General features: G+C 47.1%; 20 protein-coding genes and 2 pseudogenes. 5 read left to right on the forward strand and 17 right to left on the reverse strand.

What is annotated here, in order from left to right:
• Nucleotides 1–8 precede the first annotated feature (8 nt).
• The 4 genes from KJS69_RS26280 to KJS69_RS26295 all read right to left on the reverse strand — a co-directional run bounded on the left by KJS69_RS26280 (nucleotide 9) and on the right by KJS69_RS26295 (nucleotide 4438).
• Nucleotides 9–479, reverse strand: coding sequence for a tripartite tricarboxylate transporter TctB family protein (locus tag KJS69_RS26280; RefSeq protein WP_213586780.1), 471 nt, complete (start codon nucleotides 477–479; stop codon nucleotides 9–11).
• 67 nt (nucleotides 480–546) lie between these two features.
• Nucleotides 547–1569 carry a tripartite tricarboxylate transporter substrate binding protein gene (locus KJS69_RS26285; RefSeq protein WP_213586781.1) on the reverse strand — a complete coding sequence of 341 codons (1023 nt, stop codon included), beginning with the start codon at nucleotides 1567–1569 and terminating at the stop codon, nucleotides 547–549.
• Nucleotides 1570–1889: 320 nt separating this feature from the next.
• Nucleotides 1890–2684 carry an IclR family transcriptional regulator gene (locus KJS69_RS26290; protein WP_213586782.1) on the reverse strand — a complete coding sequence of 265 codons (795 nt, stop codon included), beginning with the start codon at nucleotides 2682–2684 and terminating at the stop codon, nucleotides 1890–1892.
• A gap of 254 nt (nucleotides 2685–2938) precedes the next feature.
• Complete coding sequence (locus KJS69_RS26295) at nucleotides 2939–4438, reverse strand: malate:quinone oxidoreductase (protein WP_213586783.1); 1500 nt, start codon at nucleotides 4436–4438, stop codon at nucleotides 2939–2941.
• A gap of 620 nt (nucleotides 4439–5058) precedes the next feature.
• Between KJS69_RS26295 and KJS69_RS26300 the strand changes: the two genes are divergently transcribed.
• Nucleotides 5059–5487, forward strand: a complete 429-nt coding sequence (locus tag KJS69_RS26300) for an SRPBCC family protein (protein ID WP_213586784.1) — start codon at nucleotides 5059–5061, stop codon at nucleotides 5485–5487.
• 25 nt (nucleotides 5488–5512) lie between these two features.
• Here the strand turns inward: KJS69_RS26300 and KJS69_RS26305 are convergent, their stop codons facing one another.
• From KJS69_RS26305 to KJS69_RS26325, 5 genes are all read right to left on the reverse strand, one after another.
• Entirely contained in the window at nucleotides 5513–6115 is a 603-nt protein-coding gene (locus tag KJS69_RS26305) for a response regulator (RefSeq protein WP_213586785.1), read from the reverse strand.
• A gap of 4 nt (nucleotides 6116–6119) precedes the next feature.
• A complete protein-coding gene (locus KJS69_RS26310; protein WP_213586786.1) occupies nucleotides 6120–7043 on the reverse strand; it encodes a sensor histidine kinase in 924 nt (307 codons plus the stop codon).
• A 176-nt stretch (nucleotides 7044–7219) separates the two neighbouring features.
• Entirely contained in the window at nucleotides 7220–7906 is a 687-nt protein-coding gene (locus KJS69_RS26315) for an ABC transporter permease (RefSeq protein ID WP_213586787.1), read from the reverse strand.
• Nucleotides 7903–8637, reverse strand: coding sequence for a multidrug ABC transporter permease (locus KJS69_RS26320; protein WP_249730719.1), 735 nt, complete (start codon nucleotides 8635–8637; stop codon nucleotides 7903–7905). Before KJS69_RS26320 ends, KJS69_RS26315 begins: the two co-directional genes overlap by 4 nt.
• Nucleotides 8634–9578 carry an ABC transporter ATP-binding protein gene (locus KJS69_RS26325; protein WP_213586788.1) on the reverse strand — a complete coding sequence of 315 codons (945 nt, stop codon included), beginning with the start codon at nucleotides 9576–9578 and terminating at the stop codon, nucleotides 8634–8636. Before KJS69_RS26325 ends, KJS69_RS26320 begins: the two co-directional genes overlap by 4 nt.
• A gap of 254 nt (nucleotides 9579–9832) precedes the next feature.
• On the opposite strand from KJS69_RS26325, the pseudogene KJS69_RS26330 reads away from it, so the two are divergent.
• Nucleotides 9833–10708, forward strand: a pseudogene (locus KJS69_RS26330) (MFS transporter); the annotation flags it as partial.
• Nucleotides 10709–10912: 204 nt separating this feature from the next.
• On the opposite strand, the gene KJS69_RS26335 reads toward KJS69_RS26330, so the two are convergent.
• Nucleotides 10913–11641, reverse strand: coding sequence for a MerR family transcriptional regulator (locus tag KJS69_RS26335; RefSeq protein ID WP_213586789.1), 729 nt, complete (start codon nucleotides 11639–11641; stop codon nucleotides 10913–10915).
• Between the two features lie 112 nt (nucleotides 11642–11753).
• On the opposite strand from KJS69_RS26335, the gene KJS69_RS26340 reads away from it, so the two are divergent.
• Nucleotides 11754–12614 (forward strand): Hsp33 family molecular chaperone HslO, encoded by an 861-nt coding sequence (locus KJS69_RS26340; protein ID WP_213586790.1) that lies wholly within the window; start codon nucleotides 11754–11756, stop codon nucleotides 12612–12614.
• A gap of 180 nt (nucleotides 12615–12794) precedes the next feature.
• Here the strand turns inward: KJS69_RS26340 and KJS69_RS26345 are convergent, their stop codons facing one another.
• The 6 genes from KJS69_RS26345 to KJS69_RS26370 all read right to left on the reverse strand — a co-directional run bounded on the left by KJS69_RS26345 (nucleotide 12795) and on the right by KJS69_RS26370 (nucleotide 18804).
• Nucleotides 12795–13727 carry a macrolide 2'-phosphotransferase gene (locus KJS69_RS26345; protein WP_213586791.1) on the reverse strand — a complete coding sequence of 311 codons (933 nt, stop codon included), beginning with the start codon at nucleotides 13725–13727 and terminating at the stop codon, nucleotides 12795–12797.
• 424 nt (nucleotides 13728–14151) lie between these two features.
• Entirely contained in the window at nucleotides 14152–15030 is an 879-nt protein-coding gene (locus KJS69_RS26350; RefSeq protein ID WP_213586792.1) for a sugar phosphate isomerase/epimerase family protein, read from the reverse strand.
• 27 nt (nucleotides 15031–15057) lie between these two features.
• Nucleotides 15058–15885, reverse strand: a complete 828-nt coding sequence (locus tag KJS69_RS26355) for a carbohydrate ABC transporter permease (protein ID WP_213586793.1) — start codon at nucleotides 15883–15885, stop codon at nucleotides 15058–15060.
• Nucleotides 15882–16841 carry a carbohydrate ABC transporter permease gene (locus tag KJS69_RS26360; RefSeq protein ID WP_213586794.1) on the reverse strand — a complete coding sequence of 320 codons (960 nt, stop codon included), beginning with the start codon at nucleotides 16839–16841 and terminating at the stop codon, nucleotides 15882–15884. The genes KJS69_RS26355 and KJS69_RS26360 overlap by 4 nt, the downstream gene beginning before the upstream one ends.
• Nucleotides 16842–16922: 81 nt before the next feature.
• Nucleotides 16923–18401, reverse strand: a complete 1479-nt coding sequence (locus KJS69_RS26365; RefSeq protein ID WP_213586795.1) for an ABC transporter substrate-binding protein — start codon at nucleotides 18399–18401, stop codon at nucleotides 16923–16925.
• A gap of 244 nt (nucleotides 18402–18645) precedes the next feature.
• Nucleotides 18646–18804, reverse strand: a complete 159-nt coding sequence (locus KJS69_RS26370) for a hypothetical protein (RefSeq protein WP_213586796.1) — start codon at nucleotides 18802–18804, stop codon at nucleotides 18646–18648.
• An 84-nt stretch (nucleotides 18805–18888) separates the two neighbouring features.
• Between KJS69_RS26370 and KJS69_RS26375 the strand changes: the two genes are divergently transcribed.
• Together KJS69_RS26375 and KJS69_RS26380 are read left to right on the forward strand one after the other, a co-directional pair.
• A complete protein-coding gene (locus KJS69_RS26375) occupies nucleotides 18889–19146 on the forward strand; it encodes a hypothetical protein (RefSeq protein ID WP_213586797.1) in 258 nt (85 codons plus the stop codon).
• A 16-nt stretch (nucleotides 19147–19162) separates the two neighbouring features.
• Nucleotides 19163–22108, forward strand: a complete 2946-nt coding sequence (locus KJS69_RS26380) for a lamin tail domain-containing protein (RefSeq protein WP_213586798.1) — start codon at nucleotides 19163–19165, stop codon at nucleotides 22106–22108.
• Between the two features lie 453 nt (nucleotides 22109–22561).
• On the opposite strand, the pseudogene KJS69_RS26385 reads toward KJS69_RS26380, so the two are convergent.
• Nucleotides 22562–22783, reverse strand: a pseudogene (locus tag KJS69_RS26385) (AraC family transcriptional regulator); the annotation flags it as partial.
• Between the last annotated feature and the right edge of the window lie 454 nt (nucleotides 22784–23237).

Genomic DNA, 23237 nt, shown 5'->3' on the forward strand with positions numbered 1-23237 from the left:
TTTCCTCCTTACGGCAGTTGAACGTACATGACGTTCTCGAATACGTATTGGATAATAAAGATGAACACAATCAGAACAGCATAATGAACCCATTTACGGGAGGAGAGCACCCATAAGATGAGCGACATAACGACGACGGTAGTTATGAAGTACCCGAGCCATTCGACCGTAAAGACGTAGATTAACATAAGAAGGAAAACGACGGGCGCAGCCCATTTCCGGGTGCTGCCGCTTGACTCGTCTTCCGAGCGACGCGGCTGTTCTTTGTCCTGTTGGGGCTTCTTGCGGGTAAATGTTTTGAGGACAAGCACCGCGCTTAACGCCATCACTGCAACGGCAATAAATTTCGGAAAAAACTCCGGTCCAATGCTGGATAACGAATCCTCGACCTTGATATCGTAAGGGATATAAAGCCAAAGCATTAAGCCGAACAAAAATAAGCACAACGCGCTATACCTTTCCTTGCGAACATTGTTCATCCGAACTCCCCCTCCAAAAAAAGAGAGGGTGCAAAATAATCGCTTTGCACCCTATTCAACTCCCTTGTTATTGCTGGGTGATTCCCAGCCGTTCGATGATTTCCTTGTTCATTTCAAATTCCGATTTGATTTTATCCATGACTTCCTCGCCTGTCAGCAGTTGCATGGCCAAATTGTTCGACTTCAGGAAGGATTGGAACTGCTCCGAGCGAATCGCATCGGTAAACTTTTCTTCTAGGAAAGCGACGATCTCATCCGGCGTTTCGGATGGGATCAAGATCATTTTCCAAACGCTCATATCGATATCAAAGCCTTGCTCCTTCATCGTGGGCACATCGGGAAGCTCCTCGAAGCGCTCCGGCGAGAAGATGCCGAGCATACGGATCGTTCCCGCTTCCACCTGCGGTAACAGATCGAACGGATGGCCCGCAATCGTATCAACGTGTCCGCCAACGAGTGCCGTCGTAGCCGGATTCGAGCCTTTGAACGGAACGTCGCTCGCCTGAATGCCGGCTTGCTTGAAGAATTCGGCCTGCGCCAGATGCGGGAACGAACCGGAACCGGAATGACCGAATTTCAGCGTTTTCCCGGAATCTTTCTCCTTCAATAAATCCTCAAGCGTTTGCCAAGGGGAATTGGCATGGACCGCCAAAATGATAGGCTCGTACGTGATCCCTGCAATCGCCTTGAAGTCATCGATGCTGTAATTGACTTTCCGAAGCGTAGGCTGCGCGGTCATGACTCCGCTCGCTTCCAGCACAATCGTGTAACCGTCTCCTTTGGATTTAGCGACTTCAGCCGTAGCAATGGTTCCGTTCGCTCCGTCGCGATTGGAAATAACAACCGGCTGTCCGATGTCCTTGCTGACGATATCGGCTAGAGCTCTGGACATAATATCCGAACCGCCGCCGGCCGCCCACGGAACAACAAACGTGATCGGCTTCTTCGGATAATTCAAATCCCCGTCCTGTCCAGCGGTTTTCCCGGCATTGGACGGTTCGGAACCGGTTTGCGAATTCGTGCCGCAAGCCGCAAGAAGCGTACTGAGCGCAATGATAAGCGCAATGGAAATAAAAAATGTTTTTCTCATGGATGACCCTCCTACAAGTCAGTTGTTCGTTTAATAGAACGCCCGTTCTATCGAGTATTTTATTCAGATTAATCGTTTTCAATTAAACGCTTTCATCAAACACCTTCATCCCCCTTTCGGAAGATCGCCATGCCCTGCATCTTATTTTCGGCAATCAACGAATTTATTTGTTCTATATATGGAACTATAAACCATATTTGAAACTATTATTTACCTTATAATAAATTCTCTTTCGTTGTCAACCCTCATTTGCAGTATAAAAAAAGTCAAAAGGCCCCTAAGGGCCTTCTCATGTTATTTCATCCATCAGATGAACAGACTTATAAATGGGGCTGCTTTCGATTTGCAGAATACCCCAGTTTTCCGGAAACGATCTGTGCGGTTTCCAACAGGACAGGAATAGCTTGCATGGCCACTTCCTGGCTGAATCGATACGTCGGTCCGGCCACGGCGATGGCGGATATCAATGTGTTTCCCGAATCGAACAGCGGCGCAGAGATGGCAATGACGTCCTCCCGGTCCTCCATTTTGTTCCAGGAAAATCCTTGCTCTCTATTCTTTTGCAATTCTTCTTCCAAAATCGAACGATCCGTAATGGTATGCTGCGTTCTTTGGGGCAATCCGACTTCGTCGATAATCCGGTTTCGCTGCTCAGAATCCATGTAAGCGAGAAAGACTTTACCGGCTGCCGTACAATGCAGCATAATTCTTTTGCCAATATAGGAAAGCAATCCGACGGAATGTTGACAATCGATCTTATCGATATACACCCCTTGATTACCGTCGCGGTGAACGAGGTGAATCGTTTCCCCGGTTCTTCTGCCAAGTTCCACCAGATGTGGGTGGGCGATGCTTCTTACACTTAAGCTTTCGATCATCGCTCCGTTGAATTGTAATATTTTAAAGCCCAATTTATATTTTTTGGTTTCGTCGTTACGAACGACGTAGTCTCTGTTCGATAATGCTGACATAATGCGATGCACCGTACTCTTCGTAAGTCCCGATCGTTCTGCAACCTCCGTAAGCCCCATGCCGTTTGGGCCTGAATCTTTCAATGCTTCCAATATATCTAAAGCCTTCAGGGAAGAATCATGCTGTTGTTCTTCTTTTACCATATATGACCCTCCGTTCCATAAATAAAACAACTCACTATACCACATACTATCATTTTACCTATCCATTGGGAAGATGCGGAAGGTATGGCGGGAATTGCGACGGCCGCGATTGGCGGTCGCTTGGGAGCAGCAATGCAGGGTCCACGAATCCGTTCTTGGCCCAGTTCCGAAAGCCTGCAGGCAAAGCCAAAAAGGCCTCCATCCCCAGAAGTCGGGACGAAGGCCGCTTAACTCTTTTTATTTTGTTGTACTGCCTAGAGGGCGGGCTGCAGTTCACTCTTTAGACAGAGGGCCTGCGCTGTAGAAGTATGAATTTCGTCGATAAGCTCAGGATTTTTCATTAATGACACGCCATAAGAAGAAATCATTTCTTTTATTTTCGGTTCCCACTCTTTTATATGCTGCGGGAAGCATTTCTCTATTACTTCAAGCATAACCGAAACGGCGGTAGAAGCACCTGGAGAAGCACCGAGCAATGCCGCTATCGATCCATCCGCGGCACTAACCACTTCCGTACCAAATTGAAGCGTTCCTTTACCGGCAGCCGTATCTTTGATCACTTGCACACGTTGGCCAGCTACCAACAAACCCCAATCCTCACTTTTGGCATTCGGGATAAACTCTCGCAGCTCTTCCATGCGCTGTTCTTTCGATAACATAACCTGCTGGATCAGGTATTTGGTCAAAGAAAGGTTTTTGGCACCTGCCGCCAACATCGTTATAACATTATTCGGCTTTATGGAACCTAACAAATCAAACATGGAGCCGGTTTTTAAGAACTTGGGCGTGAAGCCGGCGAACGGTCCAAAGAGCAGCGATTTTTGATTATCGATAAATCTTGTGTCCAGATGCGGAACAGACATGGGAGGCGCACCAACTTTAGCTTTGCCGTATACTTTGGCATGATGCTGTGCAACAACCTCCGGATTATTGCACACCATAAATAGTCCGCTTACCGGGAAACCTCCAATATGTTTTCCTTCGGGTATACCGGACTTTTGCAGTAAGGGCAGGCTTCCTCCCCCGCCGCCGATAAAGACGAATTTGGCCGTATGGCGTTCGACGCTGCCGCTATCGACATTCCGCACTTTCAATTCCCACAAGCCGTCGCTGGTACGTTTAATACTGCCAACCTTATGTTTGTATTTAATATTGACGTCTTTACTCTTTAAGTGGTCGAACAGCATTCGCGTTAAAGCGCCAAAGTTGACATCCGTACCGGATTCGATTCGTGTTGCCGCGATAGGTTCATTCAATGACCGGTCTTTCATAATAAGCGGAATCCATTCCATCAATTGGTCCGGGTCATCGGAGAATTCCATCCCTTGAAACAGCGGGTTGCTCGACATCGCTTCGTAACGTTTTTTCAAAAACGCTACATTCTGTTCCCCTTGAACTAAACTCATATGAGGCAAGGGCATGATAAAGTCCTGCGGATTGCGAATCAGATTGCTGTTTACAAGATAAGACCAGAACTGCATGGAAACTTGAAACTGTTCATTAACTTTAATAGCTTTGCTAATGTCTATCGATCCGTCCGGTTTTTCCGTTGTGTAGTTAAGCTCGCACAGTGCAGCATGCCCTGTTCCCGCATTATTCAATTCATTAGAGCTTTCCTCTCCCGCGCTGGCCAGCTTCTCCAACACTGTAATCTTCCAATCGGGGACTAATTCTTTCAACAGTGTCCCCAAAGTCGCACTCATAATTCCGGCACCAATCAAGATAACGTCTGTTTCGTTTTGTCTGTCACTCATTTTTACCGTCCCTAACACGCTAGTATTTGAAAAAGATGCAGGCGCCCCCGCTTAGCCCCACAGCAAGACAGGGTGCGACCTGTGTCCACACCTTTTCTGGATCCATGAAAAACTGATTATAGTGTAACACTATCATTGATAGATTAACATATCTACTATTATATGATAGTTATCCTCTATTTTAAAGCTGGTAAATTTCAGTTGGTGAACAGAGATACTATTTAAAGTGCAGGTATCTCTGTTTGGAAACTATATTCTTTTTACGCTCATACATTCATTTGGAAACGCTGCTTTTGGCTTCATTTGAAAAGTTCACACTAGCCCATTCACCCTCACTCTAAGCCTCTCAATAGATTCTTGGATGCATGGTATATAAACATCATTAATTTTGTCTTTACTTACATCGCTTACAATAAATCCATCGGAGTCTAGACCATAACCTGCATATAATTTTACTATTTCAATCACCGCCTTTTACATTTCTCACTCCCCACCCAATTTGCAATACACCAAAAAAACAGCAATATATAAAAATTGTACCGATTAGACAAATGGTATAATACGAATATGTGATTTACGGAACGAAAAGTATGAAGAATAAAACAAGAGGAGTGTAATTCATGGCAAATATCGAGCATATGCAAACGATTCATGCGCCCGCGACAGATGTATATAAAGCATTAACTACACGCCAAGGGCTGTCTGAAGTATGGACCCGAGAATTGAAGGTAAATGATCAGGTTGGGGCAATCAATGAATTTTACTTTGGTGACGACGACTTGACCAAAATGCAAATAATCGAGCTAACCCCTCCAGAAAAAATTGAATGGTTATGTACAGAATCAGATCCTGAGTGGGTTGGTACTAGGGTCTCTTTTGAATTAAATGAGAATCGCGGCAAAACGAACATCATTCTGCGCCATTCCAACTGGAAGGAGGTAACAAATTTCTATCGGTTCTGCAACTATAATTGGGCAATGTTCCTATTTAGCCTAAAAACCTACTGCGAAGACGGCACGGGACTCCCATATCAGGACAGGAAATTCTGATCAAACCAACCAGCCATCCATCACCTCATCGTTGCCAATAATAAATGGCCAATTGCGTCCGATCGCGAAGTTCTAATTTATCTAATATAATAGAGAGCACATTTCGAACAGTACCGACACTCAGGAAAAGCTGATCAGCTATTTCTTTATTCGACAGGCCTTGAGCAACTAATTCCACAATGTCCCTTTCACGATCCGTTAACCCTGCCAGCTTTATTCCGTCCGGTTCCACGATCGCTTTTAGAACATCGGCATCTAGTATCGTCGATCCGGCTTTTAACGCTCTTATTTGCTGTGCCATGGTTTCAATCGATGTCGATTTCAGCAAGTATCCTTCCGCCCCTGCTTTCAAGGCCATTCGAATATTATGCTCATCCCGAAACGTGGTCAACATCATGATCTGGATAGAAGGCCACTGTTGCTTGATCCTCTTCAAGCATTCAATTCCATCCATCACCGGCATTTGGATGTCCATCAGTATCACATCCGGCAGTTCCAGTTGACATATTTCTATCGCCGCTTGTCCATTTCCTGCGGTGTTCACCACTTCAAAGTCTTCTTCCTTGCCAAGCAGCAACTGTAAACTCTGGCACACCAGCGGATCATCATCTACGATCAGAAGCCTCATCCTGCTAACCCTCCTTGTCTGACGGGATGACACCAACTAGCAAGAATCCGTTGTCTCGACTAATGGATAAGCTTCCCCCCAATGAGCGGGCTCGCATTTGCAATCCCCTTAGCCCGCTGCCTGTCGAATTGTTGGTTTGAACTGTGCCATTATCTCCAATCAACAAGCGCACAATCGAATCCGTTGCCTGTAAATCAATTTCGACTTTCGTGGCATTGCTATGTCTGGCCACATTCGTTAAAGCCTCCTTTAAACATGCTTCTAACCATCCCCAGATGTGCGAAGGAACTCGCAGCATATCACCGGATTTATGAAATTCGATATTCATCTGTTGGAATTGATCCACAATGTTCTCAAAGCTATCAACACCGATTAACATCGTTGGTGTCATATTATGAACGGTATCCCTTAAATGGATCGTGCTTCGTTCTAACCGATTTTTCACTTCCTGCAGCAGTTGATTCGCCTCTTCGGGGTTCTTCACATACTCGTAAGCTTGTAAGGCAAGAGAAGCGCCGGTTAAATCATGACCCAGATGATCATGAAGTTCTCTGGATATACGATGCCTTTCCAATAATTCTGCGTGATGAGAAGCTTTCTTGTTTGCCTCTAATAAATCAAGCTTAATTCGTTCTAGCTCGTACCGAGCCTGACGTTGCTCATCCGCTTCCAGTATATATTTTTGCTGATTTTTCAATGCGATCCATGAGAAAGTGCCAAAAAAGAATCCCTGGAAATAGTACCAAAATAAAAAACTCGAAGCAGACGGAGTAAAGAATAAGCTAGCAAAAAGCAGGAGCGAAAAATACCATTTCCCTCTAAAGGCCAGCTCAAAAATCGGCAGCACCAATCCATAATAGCTAATATCCGTAATCGGAAAGTACAAAAAACATATCATCACATCCAAGCCTACGGACCACACTGGCATGCGATAGCGCCATCTCAGACTGATCATTACGAGTAAAAGGAGAATCATAATAAAAGAACTTACCTTAGATCCCTCTAATATCCATAAATGAAAGAGCACGCCTGCTTGAAGAAAGCGCCATCCCTTCACAAACAGCATGGGCTCCAATATCGTCTTCCTCCTTCATCCCAAGAATATCAATGAATTTTCCGTATGCTTCCAATAATCGAGAAGATTAGGGCATACAGCCATAATACAGCATTAATCAGAAGAAAATCGAGGAGGTTTGCTCCGAATACAACCCAATTCAGCCCTTCCGCGAGCCAAAAAGTTGGAAATAATATCGCAATCTTTTTTAACAGTGCAGGAAAGATATCTAACGGAATCATCAATCCTCCCAGTATGACAAACAAAAAAATGAGCGACATATACACTAGAAATGCTGAGTCCTTGCTGCGGCAAAACGAAATCCATGCCAATGCGATCGCTATAGCAGTAAAACTGAATGAAGTATATAATACCAGAAGCCATAACGGCTGGTACAATTCATGGCCAACAAGGACACCGCCAATAACGATGATCATACATTGCATGACTAATAGGATGGAATACCCCAGAAGATTTTGACCTAAATATTGTGCATAACTAATGGGAGCGACCGCCAAGCGCTTGACGACTCCTTTCACGCGATCTTCCAGCAGAATCGATGTCAGACGAATACCAGCAAACAGAATTACAATGCCAAAATACTGGTATCCATATGGAAGATGCGGCCAATCTTCTCCTTCAGGGAAAAAAATACAGACAATGGGAAGGAGCAAAAGGAAGACAACATTCGTCTTATTACCAAAGCTTCTTTTGATGGCGAAGCGAAAAATCGTCACGCCAATTTCCTCCTCCCAACAACAAGCATCACAATAAACAAAACGCATATCACTGCTAATAAAATGTTCGCTAAGAACCATGCTTCACTCGGATTAGATTCATTCATCTCACCGATCGACATGAGAGCTATGACAAGCGGATTCCCGTAAGAACCCATGAAGTCAAAGAAAGCATTGTTAGGCATAGGGAAAAATAATCCGGCCAATAGGATCAGTCCAACACCGTACGCATCAACTAATCGTTCGGCCAATTTATTATTTTTTACGGTGAAGGCAAAAATTAAGGAAACAATGATCGATAAAACAGCCAGCAAGCAAATGTTATAGATAATCCACGGCCAATTTCCCCATTCCACTCCCAAGACATATTGTGTATACAGCATCAGTATAATGCCAAGGAATACAGAAAAAACAACTCCGCACATCATAATCGAAAAAGCATACATCGATTGATTAAATGGCAACGTATACATCCTTGTCCTATTTGCCGCGAATAGATCATTGTGGATCAGATACATGACAATCGAACCGCCAAAAAGTTGAAAACAAAGCACCAACGTCATGGCATTTTCATTAATATAGGGCACTCCCGATTCTGTTACCATTCCTGAAAGGATAAAGGAGAAAAGAGTGATGAGAATAATAGGAACCACAAGCAGCAGTAATAATACGATATAGTTTCTTACCATTCTAAGAGCAGTGAATCTGACCGTTGAAAGAACTCTCATCATTCTTCCCCCTCATCTCTTAGTTGTTTTCCTGTAAGCGTTAAGAAGACATCTTCTAGATTGGGCTTCTCCGCATGGATCCCAATCAGTCCCGCCTGCTCTTTCACAACCGATACTATTCTATCTAAATTGCCAGAACCAACCGCAGATATTACCGTTACTTTTCTTCCTGCTGCTTCAACCTTTCTCACTCCGGCAATATTTTCTATTCTAGTCATCGAGACACGATCGGGCTCCGTGACTTCGATCGTTACCTTTTCTTCATGCTGCACGGTTTGAACCAGCTCGTCTACAGTACCTTCTTTAATGATTTGGCCTTGATCCATGATAACCACTCTGGAAGCAATGGCCTGTACTTCCTCCACATAGTGGGTTGTATATAAGATAGTCGTGCCATCCTTTCTTAATTTCCTTACCGCTTCCAGAATATGATTTCTTGACTGCGGATCAATTCCAACTGTCGGTTCATCCATAATGAGAAATTGGGGCCGATGTGTTAACGCACAGGCGATATTCAACCTGCGTTTCATTCCCCCGGAAAATTTATACGGTGTCTTATTCCCCTTATCTCCTAAGCCGACAAATTCCAGTGCTTCTTCCACTCGTTTTTTCTTCTCTTCTCCTTTTAGTCCATAGATCCCGGCAAAAAACTGCAAATTCTCCTTCGCCGTCAGTTCCTCAAACACCGTTATTTCCTGCGTAACTAAACCAAGTTTCTCCTTATTTTGATTCGAGAATGGATGCTTTGACTGTCCGAAGAGCGCCACCGTCCCCCGTTCAGCAGTCTTTAAGCCGGATAATGTTTGAATTAGTGTAGTTTTACCCGCACCGTTGGGACCTAGCAAGCCAACAATTTCCCCTTCCTGGATATCCAGATCAATATAGTCCAACGCAACATGGGTTCCATACCTTACGACAACCCCTTGTAACGAAGCAACCGTCATCTATTTCACACACCCTTCTTATTTCTTTCCTCAATTATCGCCAATTCTATTTTTCATCAATAGTTACATTTGTCATTATATCAGTCTGTCCGTTCACATCATTCGCGTGAAATCGCCTTTTAATTATGACTGCCGTTATCTCAATTTCAGAACACCTAAATATATTAATCGCAATTTTTTTCTTTATGACTGACATAATGCTGTCATATATGCCCGGTTATTATGAAGTCAACTCAGATGAAAGGGTGTTAGATGTGGCATTAAGAACAAATAAAACTGGATGGATCATAGCGGGGCTTTTGCTTTCGATTCTTATGGCATCGATGGACAATACGATATTGGCTACATCGATGGGAACCATCGTAGGAGATCTTGGCGGGATGCATCAATTCGTGTGGGTTATATCTGCCTATATGATCGCAGAAATGGCGGGGATGCCGATCTTTGGCAAATTGTCCGATATGTACGGACGCAAACGTTTCTTCATTTTCGGCATTTTGATGTTCATTATCGGCTCCGCACTGTGCGGTACAGCGGACTCCATCACAGAGCTCAGCATTTATCGAGCCATACAAGGTATTGGAGGCGGCGCGCTGATTCCGATATGCTACACCATTTTGATTGACGCGGTGAATCCGAACATCCGAGGGAAACTGATGGGGTTGTTCGGAGCGGTCTATGGATTATCCAGCGTTTTCGGCCCGCTGCTTGGGGCATTTATTACCGACTATATTGGATGGCAATGGGTGTTTTACATCAATATCCCATTTGGTATAGTCTCGTTACTAATGGTTGCCGTTTACTATAAAGAAACGGTTTATCGTGAGAAACAACGAATCGATTGGCTTGGCGCTATAACACTCGTCGGCGCGGTCGTATGCCTCATGTTTGCGCTTCAGTTTGGCGGCCAATTGTACGATTGGTATTCGCCTGAAGTCATTGGTTTAATTTTCGGGTTTATCATCTTTATCGGTATTTTTATAACTGTGGAACGTCGCGTTGCAGAACCTATCATTTCGTTCCGAATGTTCAAAGACAAGTTGTTCGCCTCGAGCAACCTAATCGCTATTTTGAGCGGTGCAGCATTCATTACGGCATCTGTGTACATTCCGATTTTCATGCAAGGTGTACTCTACTCCCTTGGTTTCAAACCATTCCGGATGATTTTTTAGCTCTTGCACTACTGGACACATTTTCGTCGCTTCAGGCCTTGTACCAAAAATAACCATAATCTTCTTTTTGTTATTCAAACCTGAGACCCCCTACAATATATGAATGGGATGAAATATAACTAAATATTACCATATAACGAAAATAAAGCTATTAAATTGACATTAAATCAATGTTACAGATTGCTTAATATACTCGTAGAGTTCACCATCTATGCCATGCTGAGCTGCGTCTTCCGGATACTCACTATAATACCGTTCTGCCGATTGTATAAACGCCTCATCCGCCGGAGCAAATGAATCTACGTAAAGCTTCCAACGTTTGGCCAACAATGAGACTTCAGGATCACTTGGCGGCTTACCTATTTCTTTATATTTACGGAATTCCGCAACCAACTGAAGCCCCTCCGCATAGCTCTTCTCCAACTCATCTACTTCTAATGATTTGAATCGAGTTTCTAATCCTTCTGCCTGAGCAGGCATAAAGTGCGAACTACGGGCAATCCTCATCAATTGCATGACCATCATTAACCGTTCACTCGATACCGTTTGCCCTGAATATAAAAGTTCATATATTTGTTCCAGACGGCCACGCAGTTCAACCAGTTGGTTTATCTGCTCATTTATTCGAATAAGCTGCAATTTCAGCATGTTTATTGCAGTGCAATCCGGGTTATTTATCATTCCATTAATTTCCTCTAGTGCAAACCCCAATTGCTTAAGCGATAGTATTTGATGCAGTCTGACAACATCTTCGTCAGTATATAGACGGTGTCCAGATTCGGTCACTCGTGATGGAGAGAACAATCCGATCTGATCATAGTGGTGCAGGGTGCGGATAGTTATGCCTGTTCGTTTGGCGATTTCGCCTACCTTCCAACTCCGATATTCCATGGGGGTCACTCCAATCATCTAGCTGCGTTTGCGAAACACTTGAACCTAACGTTACGTTAGGTTCTATACTTGATACAGCGGCATCAGAAATCTAAGAGAGGATATGATACTAATGGACAATTATCTAATTAAAACATTAGCTTGTAATAAACAAGCACGTATTTTTTTCGTGGAGAATACTGAATTGATCAGGACGGTTTGCAATCATCATAAGATGAATAAGCTCTTGAGGGCCGCACTGGGCACAACCGTTTCCATTGCAAGCATGATCTCAGGAACACTAAAAGGCACTGAGCGGATCAGTTTAAAAATAAGAACCCGTAATCATCAATACGGAATCTTTGCAGATACCGATTCTACCGGGAATGTACGCGGCTATATCAGTGATGAACTATTAAATGCACCTTCAGACGAATTAGACCATTTATCAATCGAGCAATTAATAGGTGCCAAAGGATGTATCCAAATCACGAAGGATATAGGAATGAACAACTTATTTACAGGGATCACTGATATGCCTCACCGTAATATTGTTGATGATATATCATATTATTATAAACAAAGTGAACAGACGACTTCCTATTTTTCCGTAAATATCGCTTTTGATGAAAAAAACGAGGTTGTATCGAGCAGAGGGATCATGGCCCAACTGCTGCCAGGCGCTCCGGCTCGTCTTATTCACCGAATCAAAAAGATTATTTCTCAGAATCTTTCATATATGAAAGATCCAGCTAACGAAGGGGCTATGGAGGAGCTTTCGCAATCTATGTTCAAAGACATTGACGTTGTAGGCATTCAGCCCGTACGGTTGTTTTGTGGATGTTCCAAAGAGCTCCTGTTTCCCATGCTGTATTCCTTAGACCAGGAAGAACTCGTTAATGCCTATGAAAATAATAAGTTGCTAGAGATTGTATGCAATGTATGCGGAGAAAAATATACGTTTGATACAAATGAGATCGAAAGCCTGATTTGAACTTAGGGGATCTCCAGTAAAATCTTATTCTCCCGAAGGGAGTCGCCCATAACGTTAAACTGCCAGTTTAGCTTAACGAGGCTGCAATTTTTCTCATAGCAGCCTCGCGATTGTGCTCTTATTACCCGTTAGATTTTAGGTCAACTCTTGTGCAAGTCATCTTATGCGGTCCTCATTTGTTCAATCCGCGTTCCAGTTGGCAATCATCCCTCTTGCCATTTCCATATCGGCTTCTTTCCCTGTAGTAAGTGCGAACTTGGCTACTAGGGCCGGGTAAGCAGCCCATTGCTCGGCGATATGCTCAGACATACGCGGCCAAGTATTGCCCCCTGCTTTCTCATAACGCCTAAGCAAATCCCGCAGCCCCTCATGACCAAAAAGTGCATAAAGGATTACGAAATCTTTGCCCGGGTCTGCAATTTCGGCTTCCGTCCAGTCAATTAAACCCGTTACTTGTTGATTATCATCAACGATGATATGAGGAGGATGCAGATCGCCATGATGAAGCACTGTATACTCCGGCCAGTACGTATCCGTAGATAACCATGCATTCCATCGTTCATACTGCTTGGCGGGAATAGTGAAGCATTGCCGTACTTCTTCGATGTTCGCGGCAAAAGCTTCTCGTGTTTCCGTCGGTGTTTTGTAACGAACGCCTCCCCGTGTCGCTTCGCTGTGATCGATGTTATGCAACACCGCTAAGGTGTTTGCTAAAGAATTAAAAAATACATCGGATAATGAATCCTGTGGGAACTTCCATACATAACCGCCCCCCGCCGGATCAACCGTCGCAATGGGATGCCCGCTAAGCAGAGGATAAGCAATAAGGTCGGGAGTAAAGATACGCCAGTTGGGCACATCAACGGGAAGATATTTGCCAACCACTTTCAGCACCTTCTGCTCATTCCCCGCCCGCTCCCATACGTCCTTACGTCTTGGTTTGCGAAGAACCCACTTCTGGCCATGCTCATCCTTAGCAAATACGACAAGGAAATCCATGCCGGATTCGTTTATCTCGAAATAATCGGCGTTCAATTGTAGACCATTTTGCTTCGCTATGGTTAGGAGCTCATGCCTTAGATCTCGACCATCGTTAGGTTGTTGTCTTGTCATTAAGAGAACACTCTCCTTTTCGGCAGAAAATAAAAAACACAGACATTGTAATGTCTGTGCAGAAGTAGGCGAAATATAGAGTGCCTATACGTCCGTAAAGCAAATCCCTTTATAATACGCAAAATAACCACTCTTAAACAGAGTGACCATTACGAAAAGGGGACTCACGCGAAATAGGCAAACCATCCCGATTACTCTGCACAAGACAGAGGAGAAATAACCATTGCAATTATTCGCAACGTTGTCTCAATCAGGATTAATCTACCACACGTAACCCTCCATTCGTAATATAACACCATATTATCATATTCAGCTCAAGCTTTCCACATCCTGATAACACCACACTAGCTAGCTGAATTACCATAAATAGGGCCAACCTCTGCGGGATGGCCCTTCTTCCACCTTGAGAATCGCTTATGGCCCCTCATAATTGACTGACAATGTACTGACCGACCGAAGCCCCATAGGAGAGTGCCGCATCGCGCAGGGGATCCGGCAGCGGGCGGACGGACTGGTGCGCTTCATAGGTGAAGTCCCCTTCATAACGCACCGCCTTAAGCGCTTCGGCTACATCCGTCCAGTCGATCGTGCCTTGATAAGGCAGCAGATGCTGATCGATTACGCCGTCATTATCTTGGATATGAGTGGTCTTCAGATAGCTCCCCAATATGCGAATCGACGCGCCCTGCCGCAAGCCTTGCTTGTGCCCGTGCCCCGTATCCCAGCACGCGCCGACCAGCGGGTGGTCAATCTTGTCGATCAGCTCCGCCAGCTCCTCGGCAAGCGCACAATATTTACGGCGGCGCCCATTGATTCCGGGGGCTATGCGGTCGAACATATTCTCTAGCGCAATCCCGACCCCGGTCGCTTCCATCGTTGGAATCAACCTGCGGTAATACTGACAGTTAAAGTCCACCACCTCTTGATACGGTTCTTCTCCCATAGGCGATAGAAGGCTTGGGTGGAAGACAACCCAAGGCACTCCCAGGATGGCCGCCGTCCTCAGGGACCGCTCCGCCAATAGGAGGAACGAGTCCGCATTCAGGCCGTCCACCATCTGACCGAATGAGTTGCCGTGAACAGGCCCGTGCATCTGAGTGAATCGTACCCCGATGCGATCGGCGATCGAGCGGATCTCCCGCGCCCACCGTTCCTCCTCCTCCCACGACAGGTTCATCACGTTCGGCTGATGATCCCAATAGTTGAAGTCAAGATGCTGAAAGCCCGCTGCTTGGCATCGCCTGATGGCATCCTCCATCGGGTACTCGGTAGGAAAAACATTAAGCGAAGTCGATATATTCATGGTCTGCTTCCTCCTATGTGCTCGTTTCTATTTTACGGCGCCGGATATGCCTTCGTAAAAATAACGCTGCATGAAAATAAAAATCAGCATCACCGGCAGCAGTGCGATGGTGGCCCCTGCGGCCATCCCGGTCCAATCCGTGGCGTACAATTCCGTGAAGGACAGCATGCCGACTGACAACGTTCTCAATTCCGGCTTGTTGATCGTTAATACGAGCGGAACCAAGAATGAGCTCCAAGTCCATATAAACTGCATAATGGAAACCGTCGCGATCACAGGCTTCGCCGTAGGCAGCACAATGCTGGCGAACGTTCGCACGAATCCGCATCCGTCTATCTCGGCGGATTCTTCAATCTCCTTCGGAACCTTCGAGAAGAAGGCCGCGAAGAGCAGGATGAACAGGACGTGGGCGCCGGAGGACTCCGCGAAAATGACTCCCAGGTAGGAATCCTTCAGTCCCAAGTAATTGACAAGCTGATACAGCGGGATGATTGTATACCCTTTCGGGATAAACTGGAGGGCGACCACGCCCGCGATCAACGCCGTACGTCCAGGAAAGGCGACCCTGCCTAGCGCGTAGCCGGTCATACAGCTCAAGACGACCACAATGATGACCGTCGACACCGTAATGATGACCGAATTCATGAAGTAGTCGGAGAACTGGGCGACCTCCCAGGCGCGGACATAATTATCCCACCGCCACTCCTTAGGGATTGGATTGATCCCGGAGGTGAAGAACGTCATATTGTTTTTGAGTGAGGAGGATACCATCCAGATGAATGGGTAGATCCAGATGATTCCTACAATGATCAGGATGATGTGAATGATCGCCTTAACCGTCTTGTTCGAGGTCATAGCCTCCCCCCTCCCTTCGCCAATTGCCTTTTCGTGCTGCCGCCCGATTTCATGACCAGCCAGCCGAAGAACAAGCTGACCAACAGGACGAACAAGCCCAGCCATACGCCCGCTGCCGAAGCATACCCAACCCGCGCGCCCCCGAAATCAGAAGCGAACGCATATTGATAAATAAACAGTTCGATCGTCTCGGTTTGGTGATAAGGGCCTCCGTTCGTCAACGTTTTTACCAGGTCAAACACATGGAGACTGCTTCCGACCGTAAGCAGCAGGATCGTGGCCGCAACCGGCTTCAAGAGCGGAATCGTAATGTGCCATAACGTCCTCCCATAGTTCGCCCCGTCGATTCGTGCCGCTTCGTACAGATCGTTCGGAATCATCTGCAGGCCAGCCAGCCAGTAAATCATGACCACACCGATATGCTTCCAAGAGCCGATAATGATCAGCAAGAACATCGCCAGATTCGGCTCAAGCCAGAAGCGGATCGGTTCCGAGATCAGCTTCAGCTGTTGCAGCAATACATTCGCGAAGCCTTGGATGCCGAATATGTTATTCATGATGACCCCTACGATCGCCGTAGTGGTGACGACAGGGAGGAAATACACCGAGCGGTAGACGGCTTTTCCTTTCATTAGCGGCTCATTCAATATGAGGGCAAGAAGGAAGGACACGACAACAGAGATCACGGTAGTGCCTACCCCATAGATGAGCGCATTCTCAAAGCTGTTCCAAAACATCTCGTCCTTAAGGAGTTCCGTATAGTTGGCGAATCCGACGAATTTCTCCAAGGGGCCGAGTCCGTCCCACTCATAAAAAGAATAAACATAACTCATGACGATCGGATATAAGGATGCGAGTAAAAAATAGAGGAGCTGCGGCAAAATAAACACGTAAGCCCAGATATATTTGCGGCGCAGCTGGGGTCTGATCTTTCCGGTCGTCCTCTTGTGCTTCATCAGGCAACCTCCTTTTTAATCCTTGATGCGAAATAAGAGAGGAGACATAGGATATCCTCCCATGTTTCCCTCGTTATTTGTTTACCCTTCGTACGGCTTCCCTGGCACCCAGTCCGAGAAGATGAAGTCTTCCCGAGTTATCTTCCCGCCTGACTCCCCGATGGCCTTATCCAGCGCCCGGTTATAGTCGTCGGTCAGCTGCTGCAGCAATTGGTCGAGATTATCGATCTGTCCGGTTAGATACGCCAAGAAGATGGTACCGACATTCTCGCGCGGCAAGTAGCTTTGGAATTGCTTCATTACTTCCGTTGCGTCCGGACTGCGTTTGTAGACGCTTGGCGTCAGCACCTTGGATTGCAGCATAATCTCGCCGATCGTATCATATTGAGGGAACGGCGATTCAATGTCGCCGAGCAATTCTATCTTCTTCGATGGCAGCGTCGAGCCTGTCGAAACGATATCTGTATAGATATGCTCCTTCAGATATTCCAGGAACAGCTTGACTTCCTCCCAATGCTTCGTATTATGGGCGACGGATACCGATTCGCCGGCACCACCCTCGAAATACTGGAAGGAGGGTCCGCCGTCCTTCGTCGGCAGAGGTACGACACCCCATTCATCTGTAGTGAATACATTGTCGCCCTCATCCGTCGTAAGGTAGTCGCCCCCCCAGTTTCCTTGGATCATGAAGGCCACCTGGCCGCTTTTCATCAACGAATAAGCTTTCCCCGTATCCGAATCGATTGTGGACGGATGCAGAACCTTCTCGTCATACAGCTGCTTGAAGTAATTCATGGTTTCCTTCATCCCTGCCGTATTCCACTCGTAGCGGCCGGAGCTATAATTCATGCCCGTCTCCGGGGAGATCGGGGCCGACAGCTGATTCAGCAAATAATTGTCCATATAATTCGTCATGGCCCCGAAGGTGAGCGCGTATTTTTGACCGCCCGACTTGTCATAGATTTCTTTGCCGAAGACACGGAATTCGTCCCAGGTCTTGGGAATGTCCGACTCGGCAATACCTAGTTCGTTCAGCACATTCTTGTTGTAATACATCATGAGCGATCCATGCAGGGACGAGAACAGCGGGAAAACATATACCTTTCCATCCACCATAGTCATGCCTTCGGTGAAGGTGCCCGCAGTATACTGGTCATGGATGCTCTCCGGGAAGATGTCATCCAAGGAATGCAGCTTCCCGAGCCCTACCAGTTGGGTAAGGCTGTATGTCGTCGGCCGGACGAAGAGATCCGGCAGCTCGTCACTCGTGATGGCCGCCTGGAACTGGGCTACATCCTGTCCGGCTTGCGGCAGATTTACCAACTTGACGTTAATATTCGGGTTTTCCTCCTCGAAGCCTGCAATCACATTGTCGAACATATCGGTTGCTATGCGATTCCACAGCGTGATCGTTACTTTATTGCCGCTATCGGCATTGTTGCCATTGTCGCTCCCGGAATCCCCCTTTTGGTCAGACGGGTTGTTCGAGCCGGAGCAGCCCGCCAATATAGCGCCTGCCAGCAAGAGCATAATCATAATGAGGCCGATTGTTCTTTTCATTCCGATTCCCCCATTTTCCTTATTTGTGTTTTCTACTATTCACCTTGCCAACATAAACCAGTGTAATAATAGATTAACTTCCACAAAATCAATCGCTTTCACTAATCACTCTCCTATATTCGGTTGTACTAGGTGTCTGCCTGATAAGGACGATTATATCAACTAAGAACAGGAGGCTATAGTGATATAACGCTATTCAAACTTCATTATTCTGCTAACCTGACTCGCCTTGCTATCTAGAGATTCATACGAGAAACAACGGGAACGGCGGGATATTGCGAGTTGTGGATAGCACGCGAACATAGGCCCGTCCAGACGAATGGCGGACCCTCATCTGCTGCAGCGACTGATCCCAAGGCCATCCGAGCCATGCTGCGGACGCGTTCGGCAGGGCATAACTCAAGATAACCGAATCCTTCGTTTAAATAGCGGGATATGCGTATCTTCCCGTTTTTCTTTTTCCTTATGATGGATTGAAAGAGAGGAGGTGATAGATCTGCGTATCTATTGGATGACCGACATCCATCTGGTTGACGAATGGACGGGAAGGCCGGAGGCTCCCGGCGCGGTGTGGATGGAGCGTCATTCAGAGGTCAGAGCACTGCAGTCGGGCCTCACTTTTATCAATGGTGTAGCGATGATTGCCGGGACTACATCCAGCGTGAATATCATCGAGCTCGTTCCGGACGGTACGTACCGACTCGATTATCGCCAAGTCGGATTCGAGGTCACATCGACCTCATAAACGAGGAGGTAATTAAATGAGGAAGCTTAATCGTATTCATTATGGAATGATTCTCCTATGCGCGGTTGTCCTGTTAGCTTGGTCGCCCAATCAAACGAACGCAGCCGCGGAAGTGCCGCCCTCTCTCCTGATTACCGAGATTATGTCGGATTCTCCCGGCGCGGACGACCCTTACCGCTACATTGAGCTGTATAACAATACCGGTCGTTCAATTAATCTCGCCGACATGAAGATTCTGTACTATTGGCAAGCCGTCTCTAACGATCCGTGGGCCAACAGCTCGGTCACCCCATATGAGATTGTGTCCGCCGGACGCACGGATGACATGTACATTCGTCCCTATGACACCAAGGTGGTCTGGCTGCTGAGTGATCCCACCAAAACAACGGCTGATTTCAACGCCGCATACGGCACCAGCCTGGACGACAATGACTTCGTCTATATTCAAGGGAGCGGGTGGGCTCACACGAATCAGCGATACTTTGCCGTCGCGTCCGCCCCTTATGACAAGGTTCAGGATCGGATCACATTCGCCAGATATAATGAATCCGCCGGACTCGGCAGCTGCAGCGGCGCTTCATGCGACTTCACCGAAGGAGAAAGCGTCGAATACTACTATCCCCGAGCGTTCAATACGACGAGCCGGGAGATGGAGCGCCGCGACCCTGGCTCTTATCATCGCACCCCGACGCCGGGAAGCGTGTCCCAGGAGCAAGTCCCAACCGTCCCCGGGAAGCTGCTGATCACTGAAGCCATGATCCATTCCCCCGGGACGAATTCGCCTTACCGCTATTTGGAGATCTACAACAACAGCGGGAATGCCATCGATTTGTCGCAGCATAAAATCATGTACTACTGGCAAGCCGTGAACAGTGAGCCCTGGCTCAACAGCAGCGCCACGTCCTACGACATCATCTCGGCCGGGCGGACGAATGATATGTTTATTCAGCCCTACAGCACCAAGGTCGTATGGTTGCTATCGGATGCTACCAAAACGGTCGCCGATTTCAATTCCGCCTATGGCACCTCCTTGTCCGCCGACAATTTCGTCTATATCCAAGGCAGCGGGTGGTCCTTTACGCAACAGCGCTACTTCTCCATCGTAGCAGCGCCGTATGATCAAGTCGTGAACCGCCATTCCTTCGTCCGTTACAACGCAGATGCCGGTCTGGGTGCTTGCTCGGGCGCCACCTGTGATTTCTCGCAAGGCGAGAGCGTGCATTATTATGCGCCAGCGAATTTCGATACGGCCAGCCGCGAGATGGTGCGCAAAGCCGAATCATTCGGAATGCCGGGTTCACCGGGCACACTGGCTGACTGGCAAGTCCCGCCGCCGCCTGTGACCCAAACCGAGATGACATTCAGTACGACCAAAGTGACGGTCAATTATGACGAATTCTTCGACATCAGCAGCGCAGGACCCGTCATCCCGGGCTTGGACGAAGGATACGTGCAGCAAGGTGTGGATTATTATCCGGCGAAAGACTGGATCCTGATCACTTACTACCACGACAGCGGCCAGCCCAGTATCATAGCCGTCGTCGATCGGACGACCGGCCAGTTCGTGAAGGCCGTCAAGATGTTCAAGGATGCCGCTACGCCTTACGACGAGCATGCTGCGGGTATCGCCGTATCCGACGTCCACGGCTGGATCGCGTCCTGGAAATACGCCTACCAGTTCAAGCTCGAGGACCTTGAGAATGCCGTCCATATGGATACCCTTGTGTTCTCCGACGCGATTGAGCTGGAAAGTAAATCCGGAAGCATGGGCTACGAAGACGGCATTCTATGGATAGGCGAATACGGCCGATACAATTATTCGACCGACACAGCCCACCACATGACGAACCGGATGGGGCGCACGCATAAGGCTTGGATGGTCGGCTTCAAACTGAACAGCGACGATACGATCGATCCAACCCGCAAGCGCCCGGGTACGAATCAGGCCGTGCCCGACTATATCTTGTCCATTCCCGATGAGATCCAAGGCATGGACATGATCGGCGACAAGGTGATATTAAGCAAATCCTACGGACCTCAATACGACAGCGAATTGTTAGTCTATGATCTCGATTTGTCCGGCACTCCGGACGCTACTACGAATCGCTTCGGTTCTCCGGAGGTGCCGATCTGGTTCCTGGACAATATGAACCTGGTCAAATCGCTCAGGATGCCGCCTCAATCCGAAGGCATCTTCGCTTACGATGGAAACGTTTACGTCTCATTCGAATCGGCCGGGCCGAAATATTCGGATACGTCGATCTATCCGTCCGTCTATCCGCTCGATCGCATCTATTTGACGGACGCGGTCAGCTTGACAAGCGCAGTCCCGCCAGCCCAGGTAACACCGGGCGACTTGCTGATCACGGAAACAGTCTTGAACAGCACAGGCCATCAAGATTACCGTTATATCGAACTGTACAACAACAGCGGACAAACCATTGATCTGACCGATCATCTAATTACGTATTATTGGAAAATCAAAGAGACGGCCCCCTGGGAATACGAACTGTTTCAATTCAAGCTGCACGATGCCGGCCGGGGAGCCGATATGACGATCTCTCCCGGAGATACCAAGATCGTATGGCTGCTCAGCAACCCCGATCGAACGATTTCCGATTTCAACAGCCATTACGGCACAAGCCTGGCTTCCGACCAATTCGTCTATATCACCACTGCACCCGCAACGGATATCCATGCGTACAAGGAGCGGCTCGTCGGCATCATCGGCCCGCTCGGCAATAAGGATGTCGACCGTTACTCCACCGTCTGGTACAACGTAGGCAGCGGGGACTCGGAGTGCACACAAGGCACAAGCTGCGACGCCTCGGATGGAGAGAGCATCGTCTACTATTACCCGGCCTCCTTCGATCCGGTAGACAGACTCATGGAACGCAGGGTGCCGGATTCCCTGCGGCAGACGCCGACACCGGGGGCATTGGTCACCGGACAGATCCCATGACGGTCTGCCCGTCAATATAACAAGAAGGCACAACGATCCTTCTGGAGGAGCGTTCAGCCGACAGGGCGGTCCCAAGATGTCTTGGCTTCAGCGATATCTCACACCTTTACGAGTCCGGTCTGCCGCTAAGTCGGCAAGGCTTGCTCGCTAATGTGGAATAACTGCCGCAGTTTAGCTCTGCGACGCAAAATGCGCATGACCATCATTGGACCATGCGCATGTTTTTTCAAGAGATTATCGTGTTCCTGCGATACACATTCGGATTCATGCCATAGCAGGTGGCAAACTTGCGGCTGAAGAAGTTGGCGGAGTTGTCCATCTGTCGACTCATATTTTCGGATGTTTAGACCTTTCTAACGGCAAACCATAGTTCAACGTAGTCTAATCCGGCTTTTTCGCCGTAAATTTCGAACTCCATTCCACTAACTTGCTCGTAGCCTGATGTGGGTAGCCAACTCTTGCAGTCTCACTATTTTGTAATTCAAGTGCGGCAAGGGTAAGCCTACGACGCCGAATATACTCCGCCAGCGTTACATCTGTAATAAACGAGAACATTCTTTGGAACTGATGAGACGAACAGCAAGCTCTACGGGCAACTTCACTAAGTTCAATTTCTCCCGCCAAGTTCAATTCGATATAATCCATTGCCCTGTTCATCCGCTCAAGCCAATCCATCTAATTCCCTCCTCTCGACCAAAGTATAGAACAGTTGACCATTCGCATCGCAACTATTTGTGCACAACTAAGTTGCGTCTCTTGGGCCAGGTTAGACAAGAAAACTTGCTGTTACTTGTTATACGGTTCACCGCTAGCGATCTGGTAAAGCATTTTTTATATTTCCTGGACTTTAGTCTCTAGCCTTTAATTTTGTACTAATGAAAAAACCTTCCAAAAGGAAGGCCGTGTGAATTTAGTGTTTTCAGTAAATTATGAGTACACCTGCATGTCGCTTCAATTTATCCTAATTTTCTTTGGAAGTTTCACTATATTTTTTAAAATTGTCTATATAAGTTGAACCAGTAAGTTTCCTATTATGAGGAAGGAATTCCAACCCTCAAACGTCGAATAAGTGAGAACCACTTTATGGACGGGTGATGATTTTGGAAAACAAGGAATTAAAAGAAGTTGA

Origin of the sequence: Paenibacillus sp. J2TS4, from assembly GCF_018403245.1 — a bacterium.
Lineage (GTDB): Bacteria > Bacillota > Bacilli > Paenibacillales > NBRC-103111 > Paenibacillus_L.